The sequence below is a fragment of the Paenibacillus durus genome (assembly GCF_000756615.1).
Taxonomy (GTDB): Bacteria; Bacillota; Bacilli; order Paenibacillales; family Paenibacillaceae; genus Paenibacillus_AQ; species Paenibacillus_AQ durus.
Window position 1 is genome coordinate 4,815,735 of record NZ_CP009288.1, and the last position, 15,012, is coordinate 4,830,746.

The 15,012-nt window shown below is 52.5% G+C and carries 15 protein-coding genes; 7 read left to right on the top strand and 8 right to left on the bottom strand.

Going from position 1 to position 15,012, the window contains the following annotated elements; genetic code table 11:
* Positions 1-504 precede the first annotated feature (504 nt).
* The gene (locus PDUR_RS20925) at positions 505-2,619 is read left to right on the top strand and encodes a VWA domain-containing protein (protein ID WP_042208039.1); all 2,115 of its coding nucleotides are present in this window, start codon (positions 505-507) and stop codon (positions 2,617-2,619) included.
* Between the two features lie 64 nt (positions 2,620-2,683).
* Here PDUR_RS20925 and PDUR_RS20930 read toward each other — a convergent pair whose 3' ends face one another.
* A complete protein-coding gene (locus tag PDUR_RS20930) occupies positions 2,684-3,601 on the bottom strand; it encodes a serine/threonine protein kinase (protein ID WP_042208040.1) in 918 nt (305 codons plus the stop codon).
* A gap of 153 nt (positions 3,602-3,754) precedes the next feature.
* Here PDUR_RS20930 and PDUR_RS20935 point away from each other — a divergent pair, with 153 nt between their 5' ends.
* Entirely contained in the window at positions 3,755-4,111 is a 357-nt protein-coding gene (locus PDUR_RS20935; RefSeq protein ID WP_042208041.1) for a PadR family transcriptional regulator, read from the top strand.
* The gene (locus PDUR_RS20940; protein ID WP_042208042.1) at positions 4,098-5,123 is read left to right on the top strand and encodes an HAAS signaling domain-containing protein; all 1,026 of its coding nucleotides are present in this window, start codon (positions 4,098-4,100) and stop codon (positions 5,121-5,123) included. The genes PDUR_RS20935 and PDUR_RS20940 overlap by 14 nt, the downstream gene beginning before the upstream one ends.
* 106 nt (positions 5,124-5,229) lie before the next feature.
* On the opposite strand, the gene PDUR_RS20945 is transcribed toward PDUR_RS20940, so the two are convergent.
* Both PDUR_RS20945 and PDUR_RS20950 read right to left on the bottom strand, forming a co-directional pair.
* Positions 5,230-5,856 (bottom strand): HAD-IA family hydrolase, encoded by a 627-nt coding sequence (locus tag PDUR_RS20945; RefSeq protein ID WP_042208043.1) that lies wholly within the window; start codon positions 5,854-5,856, stop codon positions 5,230-5,232.
* Between the two features lie 251 nt (positions 5,857-6,107).
* The gene (locus tag PDUR_RS20950; protein ID WP_042208044.1) at positions 6,108-6,980 is read right to left on the bottom strand and encodes a putative RNA methyltransferase; all 873 of its coding nucleotides are present in this window, start codon (positions 6,978-6,980) and stop codon (positions 6,108-6,110) included.
* Positions 6,981-7,142: 162 nt separating this feature from the next.
* Between PDUR_RS20950 and PDUR_RS30140 the strand changes: the two genes are divergently transcribed.
* Positions 7,143-7,265, top strand: coding sequence for a hypothetical protein (locus tag PDUR_RS30140; RefSeq protein ID WP_269079195.1), 123 nt, complete (start codon positions 7,143-7,145; stop codon positions 7,263-7,265).
* A 142-nt stretch (positions 7,266-7,407) separates the two neighbouring features.
* Entirely contained in the window at positions 7,408-7,887 is a 480-nt protein-coding gene (locus PDUR_RS20955) for a GNAT family N-acetyltransferase (protein WP_042208045.1), read from the top strand.
* Between the two features lie 208 nt (positions 7,888-8,095).
* Here PDUR_RS20955 and PDUR_RS20960 read toward each other — a convergent pair whose 3' ends face one another.
* From PDUR_RS20960 to PDUR_RS20980, 5 genes are all read right to left on the bottom strand, one after another.
* On the bottom strand, positions 8,096-9,313 hold the full coding sequence (locus PDUR_RS20960) for an ABC transporter permease (protein WP_042208046.1): 1,218 nt from the start codon (positions 9,311-9,313) through the stop codon (positions 8,096-8,098).
* A gap of 1 nt (position 9,314) precedes the next feature.
* The gene (locus PDUR_RS20965; RefSeq protein WP_042208047.1) at positions 9,315-10,061 is read right to left on the bottom strand and encodes an ABC transporter ATP-binding protein; all 747 of its coding nucleotides are present in this window, start codon (positions 10,059-10,061) and stop codon (positions 9,315-9,317) included.
* On the bottom strand, positions 10,058-11,539 hold the full coding sequence (locus PDUR_RS20970) for a DEAD/DEAH box helicase (protein ID WP_042209572.1): 1,482 nt from the start codon (positions 11,537-11,539) through the stop codon (positions 10,058-10,060). The genes PDUR_RS20965 and PDUR_RS20970 overlap by 4 nt, the downstream gene beginning before the upstream one ends.
* A 94-nt stretch (positions 11,540-11,633) precedes the next feature.
* Positions 11,634-12,410 carry an SDR family NAD(P)-dependent oxidoreductase gene (locus PDUR_RS20975; protein WP_042208048.1) on the bottom strand — a complete coding sequence of 259 codons (777 nt, stop codon included), beginning with the start codon at positions 12,408-12,410 and terminating at the stop codon, positions 11,634-11,636.
* 51 nt (positions 12,411-12,461) lie between these two features.
* Complete coding sequence (locus PDUR_RS20980; RefSeq protein WP_042208049.1) at positions 12,462-12,920, bottom strand: chemotaxis protein CheX; 459 nt, start codon at positions 12,918-12,920, stop codon at positions 12,462-12,464.
* Positions 12,921-13,175: 255 nt separating this feature from the next.
* Between PDUR_RS20980 and PDUR_RS20985 the strand changes: the two genes are divergently transcribed.
* Complete coding sequence (locus PDUR_RS20985) at positions 13,176-14,081, top strand: LysR family transcriptional regulator (RefSeq protein ID WP_042208050.1); 906 nt, start codon at positions 13,176-13,178, stop codon at positions 14,079-14,081.
* A gap of 44 nt (positions 14,082-14,125) precedes the next feature.
* A complete protein-coding gene (locus PDUR_RS20990) occupies positions 14,126-14,935 on the top strand; it encodes a histidinol-phosphatase (protein WP_042208051.1) in 810 nt (269 codons plus the stop codon).
* Positions 14,936-15,012: the final 77 nt, after the last annotated feature.

The following is a 15,012-nucleotide window of genomic DNA, read 5'->3' on the forward strand; positions in this document are numbered from 1 at the left end:
AAAATATTGTGGACTCGCCATCCGCTGTACGAATGCCAAATACCCAGGACCTTGTCACCATTTCGCTGCCTCCTCCTCCCTCAGTGCATATGTATGGTCGTCCGTTAGACTCAAGGAACGTACATTCCTATGTCTTGCGGTTCTTCCTGAATTTCTACAAAAGCCGATTGTATTCCAGATAATTCCTCAATCTCACACCTAATATTAACGACGGCCCATTATTTTTGTCAATTTAAGTTATTCATACAAAAAACAGGACCAATAGACTCATAGTTCCGTGAAATTACGAAAATTTCTATGAAAATAGACCCTATTACAAAATTCTCTATTCATTCCAAAATGCTGCCTTCCGATAAAGTAATGTTAGATTTTAGGTTATTGTTCATATTCAGGAATGGATTCCATCTTGATCCGCTAAACTGTCCGAAAGTTCGGGAATGGTTCGAAAAAGCAAGGGGATCAGGCACATAGCGGTAAATCCAGTCAAAATTCAGGGAGGAGATTATGAAGAACCTAAGTAAACGCAGGACTAAGGTTGTTGTGACTTTTGTACTATTTTTAATTTTTCTCGAAACTTTTTTTTCTGCCGGTTTGACCGGCTCCGCAGAGGCTGCTTCCGCAGCTCTTCCTTCCGGATATGACGTTGTGTTTGTGATGGACACCAGCTATTCGATGAGAGAATCAGACAAGGAAGGAATCGCCACCGAAGTCGTGAAGATGTTCATGGACATGAGCGACGCCAGCCGCACTAAGGTCGGATTTGTCGCTTACAATCACCAGATTGTCGCCGCGAGTCCCCTCACCTCAATTGCAGTCGCGGCCCGGAGGACGGGAATTCAAACGGCCATTTCCAGCCTGAAGCGGTCCGGATATACGGATCTGGGCCTCGGTCTCCGCAAAGGCGCGGATCTGCTTGCCTCCGGGACGGGAGATGGAAGAAAGTCCTTTCTGATTCTGCTATCCGATGGCGAGACGGACTTCGGTCCTTCTGCCGGCTCACGGACCAAAGCGGATTCCGACCGGGATGTAGCCTCTGTGATTAAATCGGCTAAGACCAGAAACTATCCTGTCTATACGATCGGGCTTAATCATAACGGAGCCGTAAACCGGAAGGAGCTGGAGCAAATTGCCGGGGAAACCGGCGGGAGCTCATATATTACGAGCAGCGCGGATGATCTTCCCGAAATCGTCAACCGTATTTTCGCTAGTCAGATTCGTTCACAGCTCATGCAGACCGCCGGCATCACCGCGACAGGTTCACTCCAAGACGTAACGGTGACCATTCCCGATTCCAGCATGGAGGAAGCGAATCTCGTCCTGCTCTCCGAGCATCGGCTGAAAGAGGCACAGCTGTATTACAATTCGGACAATATCCGCAGATATGAATCGAACCGGTACGTCATTCTGAAAATCGGCCATCCGGCAGCCGGGTCGTTGAAGCTGAAGCTGCGAGGACAGGCGGGGGATCTGATCAAAGTTAATTTGCTTGGAAGCTATGCGCTGGAAGTAGACAGCAAGATGACTGGCGGAGGGGCAAGCGGGAAGAATGCCGGAAATGGAGCGTCCCGGCTTACGGGGGGAGAGACCCTGAAAGGGCAGAAGACCGCTTTTGAAGCGCGGCTTGTGACCGGCGGCAGACAGCCGCTCCAAAATGAAGATGTCTATACCTCGCTTAAAGCAGAGCTTGTTGTCACTTCCGCGAACGGTCAGAGCAAGAAGCAGATTCCAATGGTCTATAAGTCCGGAAGCTTCCGTGCGGAGTACAGCTTCCCGCAGACGGGAGAGTATAAATGGCAGGTTAAAATGCATGGCGCGGCTTTCTACCGGAATGGAATAGTAAATAACATCCATGCAGTGAACACCGGACCTGAGGCGACAGGGAATTGGAAGCTCCATGCCATCCGCGAAGACGGGGAAATTCGGCTGAATCTGGACGATTATTTCCAGGATGCCAACAAGGACAAGCTTACCTTCTCCGTAGCAAATGAGAAAGCTTTCGATCTTGGACATTATAGATGGGACGGGCACACATTGGTATTGTCTTCCCTGCGTACGGGAGAGGCGGGCTTGAAACTGACTGCGGCGGACCCGCAAGGAGAAACGGCGAGCTCCGTCCTGCTGCTGACCGTAGAATCCAGATATACCGTACTGAAATGGTCATTGGGTGGAGCCGTACTGGCAATTGCCGCCGGTGTGCTGCTATATTTCTGCTTTAGGCCGAGGCCGGATTTCACCGGCAAGCTTGAAGGCTTCTTCCTCGCGACGGCCAGCGGCAACGAGGTTCCGGTCAAGTCATGGCCGCTTACTTCCTTCCCTGGGCGCAAGGTTACCTTAAATGAGCTGTTCCGCTCGCTTGCCGTGCACGAGCCTTTGCCGGAAGCGGAGCGGATCGTCTTCACGCCAGGTAAAAACGGGACTCTGACCGTCAAACACGATACGCGCTGCGCGGTCCAGCACGGCAAGACGCCGGTCGCGAGAAATCAAAAGGCAGTCATGTCTTACAATGAGAAGCTGTACATTACTTTCGAGGATGGAATAACGGAAATTGAGATTCGATACAAGGCGATTAAGCCGGTAACGAACATTTACACCGGCGGAGATTCGAATCGGGCCGGATAAGCAGGGATGAAGCGGAGCTGCTGCTCGGGTATAAGGGCGCCTGAAAAAGCGTCAGCCCTGAAGGTTATCCTCCAGAGCGCTGACGCTTCCCTCTGTTCAGCCAATATTCCGCCTGCAGAGCAGCCTTAAACCAGCGGAAGGAACGGACCCGCCGCTGCTGCTTCACTGCAAGAGCCCGGCGAATGACAAAGGACAGCAGTGGTGAAGAAGCGCTGCCTCTAAGCGCAACTGGCTGCAGATTGTCCCGGAACAACCGCTTCGGCACATCTGGGGGAGGGGTCCCGTTACAGCAATAGTATACCGTGGCGGCCAAACTATACATGTCGGAGACCGGCCCCTGGCAGGAGCGGCTCGAGTAGAACTCCAGCGGCGAATAGCCGGCGGTTGTAAAGACTGGATGCTCTTTGCCTTCATATTTTACAGCCGATCCGAAATCCAGGAGCTTAACCTCGCCGCCTTCTCCAACCATAATATTTCCCGGTTTAATATCCCGATGGATATAACCGTGTCCGTGAATAAACTTCAGCGCGTCGATTAGCGGCAGCAGCGTGTTGCGAAGGAATGCTGCATCAACCGGAGGGTTCTGGCCCTTGATAAGCTTGTCCAGGGTCTGACCTTCGCAGTATTCCATGACAAGATAGGCCGTACCGTTCTCTTCAAAATGGTCCACATAACCTACGATCCCCGGATGTCTCAGTTCCTTCAAAATCTGCGCTTCCTGCAAAAAGGAATCCATCAGCTCCCCATACTTTCCTGCCAGCGTATGCGAGCGGCACTTCACAGCCTGTTTGTCAGTGGTCCGTACAGCCAGAAGCGCCGGAAAAAATTCCTTAACAACCACCTTCAAAGCCGTCTCGCCTCGGATGCTCCGGGCCTGGTATACAATCGACAGCTCGCTGCGGTACAGCGGCTTCCGAATCTGGTAGGTGCCGCGAAGTTTCGTATTCCGAGCCAGATTGTCATCACCCTTCACGCTGTTCATGCTTCATCCTCCTATATAGCGGTTAATCCTAATTTTTCTACTATAGACCATTATGTGTCAAGCCTTCTCGTAAATTTGATTGTGGAGCGATAATATTATTTTATTTACAATAGTGTGTGACACACAGTATAATGAAATCAGGAGCTGATGCATATGGCTGATATTCAAGAGACGATCAACGGCTTAATTCAGGAGCTACGGCGCGGAACAATTATCATCAGCGTTCTCAGCCAATTATCCGAACCTCAGTACGGCTATTCTATGGTCACCATTTTGCAGGAAAAGGGTGTAAATATTGATCCGGGTACCCTATATCCTCTTTTGCGCAGATTGGAGAAGCAGGAATTGCTGGAAAGTACGTGGGACACTAATGAAACGCGCCCAAGGAAATATTATTCACTCAGTCCTGCCGGGAAAGAGGTTTATCAGCAGCTATGCAAGGAATGGAAGAGCCTGTGCAACAGCCTTGACAGCTTAATTAAAGGAGACGATGGCAATGGAGCTGGTTAACAGATATATCCATGCGGTAACGTCCCGGCTGACGGGCAGACAGCGGGAGGATATTAAGAGGGAGCTTCAGGGATTAATCGAGGACATGCTTGAAGAGCGCACCGGAGGCCGGGACGCCTCTGACGCAGATGTGGAAGAAGTGCTGCTGGAGCTTGGAGATCCGCAGAAACTGGCTGATCAATACAGGGGGTACGGAAGATATCTGGTTAGTCCGGAAGTGTTCGGGTCCTATCTCTCGGTGCTTAAGATTGTCCTGTTCTCCATCGGGATTGCCTTGACGGTTGCATCCGTGTTCCAAATGTTTACCGATCCTATGGATGCGCTTGGACATTTTCTGGATTATCTGGCTTCCCTGTTCATAGGATTCATTCAGGGATTTGCTTGGGTAACCATTGCTTTTGGATTGATCGAATATGCAGGAGCGAAACGCATCAGAATGCGGAAGGGGGCCAGGAGCGCTTGGAGACCGGCCGATCTTCCTCCCCTGCCCGACCAACGCTTGAGCATCAAACGCTCAGACCCAATCGCCAGTCTGATCTTTACCATTCTGCTGGGGCTTCTGTTTACCTCGTCGCTTAATCTCTTCGGCGTATGGCATCTTCCGGAGAGCGGTTCCATGAAGATTGTGCCTTTTTTCAACGAAACGGTATTTCGCGGATTCCTCCCGGTTATCTTGGCAGTATTCGCCCTCAGCATTTTGAAGGATATCCTGAAGATGGCTGCGGGGAAATGGACGCCGGCGCTGATTGGCTTTGAAATTCTGGTCAGTCTGCTGCATTTCGTGCTGGCTCTGTTCATGTTCAACGATTCGGCCATATGGAATCCCGATTTTATGCGGCAAATGGCAGAATCCGGGATAGCGCCGGCAGGGAGCGAGGCTTTCTACAACGTGAGCAGCATCTGGAGCAGAATCACCGGAGGATTCATTTATCTGATCGGAATCGTAATCTTCATTGATATGATCACTGCTGCGGTAAAGGCATACCGGCTAAGAACCATTTATCAACGCTAGTGCAAATCATCCGAAGCCGGAGATAACAAAAAGCGGAGAGCCATTCTCCGCTTTTTGTTTTGCCTGCTGCTACATAGATGTAGTTCAAAATCCTCCATAAGCAAATTCACCTCTTAATAACTTCATAAATTTCACGAGGATTATTTACTATTGCTTCGAAGGGTCCTTTAACTAATAATTCAGCGGAATCAAATCCCCAAGTTACTCCAATAAAAGGAACATCTATTTTTTTACAAGCCTCTACATCTCGTAATTCGTCGCCGATATACAAAACTTGATCTTTCGGAAGATTGTAATGATTAATTAATTTTTTAATGGCTTTATCCTTTCCAAAAAGGTTGCTGGCTACAAAAACATAATCAAAAATCCGGATTTTATTGGTGACCAAGAAATGATTGATATTACTCTCTGTGTTTGAAGATAGAATTCCTAACTGGTACCCTTGATTTTTCAATCCATATAACAAGTCAGAAACTCCCTCTACCAAGTCTAGCCCAATTACGTAATTACGATATAACTGTTTCATTTCTCTAACAAGCATAGGGAATTTGAGGATAGGAACATTTAATTTTTGAAGTCGCTCCATAATAGAAAGCTTTGATAATTCCTCTACGTCTTCTTGTTTCACTTTCTGATAACCATATTTGTCTGAAAGCTCATTGAATAAATCAACGGCAAGGGTTCTGGATTTTACCAATGTACCATCAAAATCAAAAATAATATGTTTAATCATTTTCCCCCTCCTTTCACCGTGAAAGCTCTATCTATCTTTTTGAAAAAAAGAAAATGAAAGACATCCTGTATTCTCCTTCGAGGAAGAAAAATATCTATTAATTCAAACATATTCTACATAAAATAGAACCATTTTCAAGATTTTTTCTGCAAAAATTTACTATACCCTCCGAATTTATGACAATTTGAAGCCGAAATGACCATTGCCATAAGCATAACTCCCAAGAGCGCCACGGCATGAATCACATCGTTTTACTTATTTTTCCCAATCAAAATATCCAAATCCACGGTGATCTCAGCCGAATCCCGGTTTATATATTCTTCTATCCGCGCTTTATTTCCGGACCAGGCAAGAGGGGTCATGCGCACCATATTTCCAAGCTCCACTTGATTCAGTTCTTTGATGTAGCTTAGATGAATCACATCCGCTAGAACGAAATGCTGCCTGAACAGCGCCGCCGTCTCATCGTTACGGTACCTCTTGTTCTCCTCCCGATCGTAAAGGGCTTCTCTTAGTTCTTTTAGGTAGCCGGGGCGGGGTACGACTTTAATCACCAGGCCGTCTTGAACCGAAATCCGCTTGAATTCCTTGTAATTGGATGGTGATAAAATATTGAGTACGACGTTCACCGATTGGTCTGCAAGTGGTAATTTGGCCAAGTCGCCTACGATCCAAATGGGATCTTCGTATCTTTTTGCAGCCATAATAATGCCCTCCTTAGATAGATCAAGACCGATTCCGGTTATTCCCGGACTCCCGCATTCCTCCATAATCCGGTGTAAATGCGAGCCCTCCCCGCAGCCCAAATCCGCCATCGTATAGGAGTCGGCAGAACCGCCCCTGTGATCCTTTATCGCGCTCGCAATCGCCTCATGCAACGAAGGATAAAGGCTGGATTCCGTAATGATTTTGCGCCTTGCTTCAAACAATTCTTTCGTGTATTTGCTGCTCACGGGACGGGCCGACAAGTTTAGATAGCCGTATTTTGAGAAATCAAAGGTGTGGTTTCTGCAACAGATCAGGCTTTTACATTCGGCAACCCTCATCGGACTTTCGCATAGCGGACACTTAAATACCGGCTCCAATTCTTTCACGCGTGCTGCACTTATTGATTGTCTGGTCATGACTTATCTCCCTTTGAAAAAAATAAAAAATCACAGGCGGTTTGCCTGTGATCCAGAGTAAAGGGGAAAAGACCCATCCATATTCGATTAGAGATTAAGCCAAGACAGCCGTCACCAAATAAACCTCCCTTAAGTTAAAACAAAAGAAGAGGAGGATTAAAAATGGACAGACTGATCCCGTTTACTCTGTATAGCCAAACAGAGCCTTTGAACGTATTAAATTACGCGGTCAAAGCCGGGAAACGCAGTCTCATGAACCAGACCATTTTTAATGATCCTCCTTAATGTTGAACGTATGATTCCATTATAAATAACATTGGGCTTAAAGAGCAATCTGTGGCTGTGCCGGACGGGATAAATGAAGTATTCTGGTATATAGGAAAATACGGAAGCAGCAGGAAAAACGCGCATAACGCGGGGGTGCCACATGAAGGTCGAAGTACAAAAAGCGGATCTGGGCGATAAAAAAACGCTCGAAAATCTTCTGCAGTTCTACGTGTATGATTTCACTGAATTTACCGGCACGGATCTTAATGATGACGGACGATTCGGCGCGATGCCCGACTTTGACGCTTACTGGACATCGGGCGAGCTGTACCAGCCCTTTTTGATAAAGGCAAACAACAAGACTGCCGGATTCGTCTTCGTCAAAAATTATGATTCGAAAACGGCGCGCCGCCATGTTCTGGACCATTTCTTTGTGCTGAGAAAATATAGAAGCCAAGGAGTGGGCCGCCGGGCGGCAAACTGTATCTTCCGCTGGTCTCCGGGAGAATGGGGACTTTCCCAGTTGGAGAACAATCTACCCGCGCAGCAGTTCTGGATCAAGATCATTACGGAGGTGACTTCGGGAAACTTCAAAGACGAATACCGGAATGGAAAAAGAATTCAGACTTTTAAAGTGTAACTAAATGTGAAAAGAGGACCGGCGGCTAGGAGCGCCGGTCCTCTTGGCGTTTCATGGGCCGTCTTAGGGTTTAGCACTTGGCACTTGGCGCTTGAGGCTTGGGGCTTGGGGCTTGGCGCTTGGGCTTGGCGCTTGGGGCTTGGCGCTCCAACAGGGTGCGCCTGCCTATCGGCCTAACCGGCACAGCGGCGGCGCATTTTCCTAACGTTTAGATATCGTCGTCGGTACGCCCCATTTTCCGTGCCAGGCGGAGACGGATGATCAGGGTCAGCACCACTCCGGCGGCCAGCGCACCGAGCGCTTTGGGCAGCTCGCCGCTTCCGCCCGCCGCCAGCGGAAGCCACAGCACCAGCGCGAAAGCCAGATGCAGCCGGAATACGAAGGAGACGGTGCTGCGGCTCCGGCTGTTCTCCGGCAGCGGGTAAACCGTCAGCCAGAACGATTCGCCATGCAGCTTCGACAAAGCGGAGAGCTGGACGCCCGTAATGAACAGGAAGAACAAGTAAATTCCGGCGCCGATGAGACTTCCCCGATTCCACCATTCCAGCAGCAGCGCCAAGAGCCCGATCCGCAGCACAATGCCGAGAACATCGCCGCGAGCAAAGCTTTTGGTAAGCAGATAGCGGTATGCGCTATCCCTCCGCCAGGGAAGCCCCGCTCCCCAGCGGGAGAGCCAGCGGCGGGAATAGACGCGCTGCTGGCGTCCGGGAGCCTCGACGAACCAGCCGAGCAGCATCTGGGCCCGCCCGCTTTGCGCCTTCTCTTGGGCGATCAGCCGCTCCCAGGGAACGGCATGCCGGCCGGGCACGGCAAGCGCAGCCAGATAAGCCGCCGCCAGCAGCATAGAGAATCCCAGGCCCTTATGGTAAGGCTGCCACAGCCAGGCGGCGATAATCAGCCCGCCCACCGCCCAGCGCAGCAGGCGGTACCCGGCGGAAGCGACCGGGGAGAGCATCTTCAACTCCCGCCAGCAGCCGTAAGCGGAGAGAAGCTTTACGCCTAGCAGCAGCGCGGCTGTGACAAACAGAGACTTCGGCGATTCCGCCGTGCGTATGTACAAAGGCCACAACAGGATCAGCGCCAGAAGGAGCCGCAGGCCTTTCCAAACCGTTCCCCTGGTCCATGAGGATGCAAAATACTCGTGCATCCGGTGCTCTTGCGGCAGCAGGAAGACGGCATCCGCCGGCTGCAGATAGGTGCGGAAGCTGCTATGAACCGCAGCCGGCAGCAGCACCGCCAGCATGATCCAGCGAATCGGCACGCCGGATGGAACATCCTTCAGCAGCGAAGTGTACCAGGCCGAAAATGCGATAAGAATGAACAGAAGCACGACCGCTACACCGCTCTGGATAATATATCCTACATAGGGAAGGAGCTTGCCGGCGGCCCTGCTGCGCCGCTCCCTTTGCAGCTCTCTGAGATTCATGCTACTTCCCTCCCTGAACCAGCTCGTAGAACAGCTGCTCCAGCGGCAGTCCCGGCTTGCCGGCAGCAGCTCCGATCTCCGCTAAAGTGCCCTCGGCGATGACCCTGCCCTGATGCAGCACGATGAAACGGTCGCAGTAATTCTCAATCGTGGAAAGAATATGAGAGCTGAGCAGAATGGAGGAACCCGATTTCTTGATCTCCAGCATGAAATCCAGCAGGGAACGGATGCCGAGCGGGTCGAGGCCGAGAAAAGGCTCGTCGATCACATACAGCGCCGGACTTGCGACAAAAGCGCACATAATCATGACCTTCTGCTTCATCCCCTTGGAGAGATGGCCGGAAAGGCTGTCCATTTTATCCTCCATGCGGAACAGCTCCGAGAGGCGGCGGCTGCGGGCTTCGTAATCGGCGCGGTTCACGCCGTAGGCCCTGGACGTAAATTCCACATGCTCGCGCACCGTCATTTCTTCGTATAAGAGCGGCGACTCCGGCACAAAAGAAAGCGCGCTGTGGTATCCCTCCGAATCTTTATCACGCGTTCTGCCCTGTACGGCGATCCCGCCTTTATGCGGCGTCATCAGGCCGAGAATATGCTTCATCGTGGTGCTCTTTCCAGCTCCGTTCAGGCCGATCAGCCCGACCATCTCTCCCGGCTGAACCTGCAGGGAAATATCGTGCAGCACCGGCTTGTTCAGGCTGTAACCGCCGGTCAGGCCGGTAATCTGCAGCACAGGGGTCTGGCTCATTGGCCATCCCCCCTGTTCTTCTTATCCTTCAGCCATTTGGGCGCTCCCTTGTTCTTGCGGTTCCGCTCCCGTTCGGCGCTTCGCGCCTTGCCGCCAGGTGCGGCAGCCCCCGCCTTGGCGCCGTGCGGCCCGGCGCCTGGCTTGCCGCCTGGAGCCGCTTGGCGCGCGCTGCCGCCATGCGCCTCCTCGCGCCGCGCTCCGGCGCTGCCGCCGCCGGCTGGCCCGCGCCCGGCCGCGCCGCCCGCGTCCGCTGCGGCGCGTGGCCGGATGCCGGCGGTCCGCACCGCCGGCTGGCCGCTGCGCGGCTTCTCGCGGCGCGGCCCTGCGCCGCCGCGCAGCTCTTCCGGCGGCAGAATCTTGCCGCCGTACAGCGCGCGCTCGCTTATGGCTATGCCGAGCTCGCGCGCGAACTTGCGCATAATGAACGTCTGCTGCTGCGTGACGATCGACAGCGACAGGCCGCTGCGGCCCATGCGGCCCGTCCGCCCCGCCCGGTGCACATAGTGCTCCGCGTCGAACGCGGGATCGAAGCTGACCACAAGCGGCAGATTCTCGATATCCAGCCCGCGCGCCGCCACGTCGCTTGCGACCAGCACGCGGAATTTGCCTTCGCGGAAGCGGCTGAGCACCGTGCTGCGCGTCACCTTGTCGGCATCGCCATAGAGCGCGCCCGCCGTCAGTCCGAGGTGATTCAGCTTGGCTTCCACCTCCGCGATAGTCTCAGCCGTGTTGACGAAGACGATCGCCCGCTGCGGGTTGTAATACCGCAGCACCCGGCGCAGCGCATCCACCTTATCCCGTTCCTCTACGGCGATGTAGAGATGCTCCAGTCCGCGCGCCGTCTTGGTATCCGGATCGATCCCGATCTCGGCCGGAGCGTTCATGACCTTGGAGGCCAGCGCCCGCGTCTCCGGTCCGATTGTCGCCGACAGCATTACGAGCTGGCGGCTGCGCAGGGCGCTTGCGATAATCTTCTCCAGCTCGCCCGCGCCGCCGAGCTGGAACATCTGGTCCGCCTCGTCGAGAACAATCGTCGCGACCTCATGCATCTTCAGCTTACGCAGCCCGATCAGCTCCCGCACGCGGCCAGGCGTGCCTACGACAAGCTGCGGATGCTCCCGCAGCCGCTCGATCTGGCGTCCAATTGCCGCGCCGCCAATCAGTCCAAGCACGCGGATGCTGCGTCCCTCGCCGTAACGCTCCGCTTCGCGTACAATTTGCATCGCCAGCTCCTGGGTCGGAGCCAGCACCAGCTTCTGAACCGTTCTCCGCTCCGGATCGATTCGCTGCAGAAGGGGCAGCAGGTAGGCCAGCGTCTTACCTGTTCCGGTCTGGGAAGCGGCCAGCACATCCCGGCCCTCCAGCAGCAGCGGAATGGTCTCCGCCTGAACCGGAGAAGGAGAGGTGATGCCGAATTCCGACAATCGGGCTTCAAGGTCTTCCTGGATGCCGATAGCCGCAAAAGAAGCTTTAGTCATAGGGAAATTCATCCTTTTCACTGTATAGTATTCATTCATTATATGCCAAAAAGACCTGTCCACCAAATGGAAGGCCCTCCTGTTCATCTTTATGTTATTTCCGGTTCAGCATCTTATAGGACAGCTTGTCCGCCAGCCGCGGAAACAGCCCGTACAGGCGAATGCCTATGGCCGCGAGGCGCGGCAGGTCGAGTTCTTCCTTGCCCTTCTCCATGAGCTTGACCATTCGCTCGGCGACATACTGAGGGCTCATTATAAAGCCGCCCACGTTCTTGATGTAGCTGCCGGACGGATCGGCCACGTTAAAAAAATTCGTCTCGATCGGCCCCGGATTAACCGCCGACACGGTGATGCCGCTATGGCGAAGCTCCTGGCGCAGCGCGTTCGTGAAGCCGAGGACGGCATGCTTCGTTGCGGCATACGCTGTTGCCCGCGAGGTTCCAAGCTTGCCTGCCATCGATGCCACATTGACAATCTGGCCGCTTCCCCGCTTCAGCATATGCGGAACTACCGCCTTGGTGCACCTGACAATACCCAAATAATTGACGTTCATCATTTGATCGAACTCTTTGACCGCCATTTCCGTGAGACTTTCGAACTTGCCGTAGCCCGCATTGTTGAGCAGAATATCGACTCTTCCGTAAGCCGCAAAAATCTTGGCGAATGTCTCTTCCACATCTTCGGACCTGCTCACGTCACAGCGGTAAAGTCCATATTCGCCCGTTATCCCTGCAGCCGCTGTCTTCAGCTTGTCCTCCGACCTGGCAAGCAGCACCGGAATGGCTCCCCGCTCTCCGAGCAGACGCGCAGTTAGCGCACCTATTCCACTGGAAGCGCCTGTGATGACTGCGACTTTCCCCTTAAGCTCCACCCTGGACAATCAGCTCCTTCTTACTCAAGTGACTGCAATCTCTTCATTATTCTAAGAGATCATCACCTGAATATCCAGTTCGCCGATTCCATCCATAACGAGCGGAATGCTAAGCGCCTTACGTGGCAGAAATGCTACCAGATTCTCCGATTTCATAACTTGGGGAGGCGTGATGTCCACCGTGACGCCCTGATTGGACAGAATGGTGCTCGCGTTGCCGCTGATCATGTTGCCAAGCTCCGAAATGGCGCTTTGCCCCATCTCGTCCATCTCGGAAATGGGATAGCCTCCCATCATGGCCGACACCATGCGCAGTGCCACATTCTCGGCGATTCCAAAGACAATATCGCCGCTTATCTGACCCGTCATTCCGATTTTGATCCATATATGATTATCAATAAGTTCAATGTCTTTTACACCCAAATTACCGGCTGACGGCGACACTTGAATCACTTGTTCAATTACGACGCACGCAGATTTTAAAAACGGATTAATCACTTCGGCTTTCATTAAGCACTGTGCCTCCCTTTACCGGACTTAAGTCATAACCCAAAAGACCTACGACGATCTTGGTATATTATATCTCATATATCGGTACAATTCACCAAAAATTAAGGATTGGCCCAAGTAAAATGAAGAAAGGGGCGTGCGGTATCATTGCCCTGCCGGGTAGAATCTCCTATAATTTAATCAAATGCCAACATTCGGCGTAAACTAAATACATAACCGATAAGTCAACAAAGAGTTGGCCAAGGGAGGTATTCCATGAACATCAGCCAACTGGAGACGCTTATCATGATCTCCAAAACATTGAGCTTCCGCAAGGCGGGAGAACTGCTCAATTTGACCCAGCCGGCAGTTTCCGCACAGATCAAGAGCCTTGAGGAGGAGTTCAAGACCCAACTGGTGGACCGGAACCAGCCCGTTACGCTGACGGACAAGGGGCAAGTGTTTCTAACGCATGCGGAGCAGATCGTAAATATCGTCGACGATTTGAAGCAGAGGCTTGCCGATCTGGACGAGACGCCCCAGGGCCATATCATTCTAGGGACGACAACCTCAATCGCGATTCAGATTCTGCCGCGCATTCTTTCTTATTTCCAGGATCAATTTCCTCATATCAAAACGTCCATCCAATCCATGTCCTCTACGCAGATATACCAGCATGTTGAGAACGGCCTTGTCGATGTCGGCATCGGCTATCTGATCGGAGACAGCCCCGGCATGACCACTTCCACTCTCTATTACGACACCTTTGAGCTGGTCGTGTCCCCAAGGCATCCGCTGGCCGCAGAGCCGGGAAGAGCCCGCGTCGAGGTGCTTGGCGAAACTCCGCTCATCCTGCTGTCACCCGATACGGTTGGACGGATGTTTGCCGAAGAGGTGTTTGCCAAGCACGGCATCCAGACGCATGTCATCATGGAGCTGACCAGCAGCGAGGAAGTGAAGCGGATGGTGGAGCTGGATCTGGGCGCAGGCATTATTTCGAAGCAGTCGGTGGCGGAGGAAGTAAGAGCCGGGACTCTTAAGATCATTCCGATTATGGAGCTTGAAGTGACTCATCCGGTAGGCGTCATCACCAAATCAGGCAAATATGTCAACTCTGCTATGCGGCAGTTCCTCAGCGATCTCAAGGGAATGCCGGAGACGAAGTTCATCGGTTCGGAATAAGACGGCATTATCTAGACAATCTGGCCTAAGGAGATGTTCTTTCAATGAAATTTGACCTGCATACTCATCATTTCCGCTGCGGCCACGCTGACGGAAACATTCGGAACTACGTTGAGGCCGGCGTTAAGGCCGGGCTTGAAGTCATAGGTATTTCGGATCATACACCCTATTTCGGAGATCCGAGCGATCAAGCTTTTCCACATATTGCCATGGCCAAATCGGAATTCTCCGCTTATGTGGAAGAAGTGCTCTCCTTGAAAAAAGAGTACAAGGGCGTGATCGACGTCCTGCTTGGCATCGAATCCGACTACTTTCCGGAGCATGTGGAAGCGTACCGGAAGATGCTTGACGCATACCCTTTCGACTACGTGATCGGTTCCGTGCACAGCACGGGAGGCGTTAGTATTTTTAACAAAGGGCGATGGAGAGGTCTCGAAACGAAAGAGAAGGTTGCGGTCAAAACAGAGTATTACCGGCTTATCTCCGAGTCCGCGCGCACCGGCATGTTTCAGATTCTCGGCCATATCGACGCCATGAAGGGCAACTATCCCGATTTCTCAAATATTCCCGCTCCAGGTCCGGTTGACGAATGCCTGAAGGTCATTGCCGACTGCGGCGTGGCGATTGAGATCAACACCTCCGGCAAAACCAAGCTAAGCGGCGGCTGGTACCCATCGGACGACATCCTGGAACGGGCGCTGCGCTACGGTGTGCAGGTAACGTTCGGCTCGGATGCGCACAAGCCTTCACGGGTGGGAGACGAGCATGAAGCGGTGGCGGCCCGGCTGAAGGAGATCGGCTTTACCTCCTGGGTTTATTACAAGCAGAAGCAGAAAATAGAGGTGCCTCTATAAGAACCGGATAATCCTTGCGAGCCGGAGAACGCTAGCATAAATAAGACCGGCTGGAAAAAGACAACAACGGCAGTTCG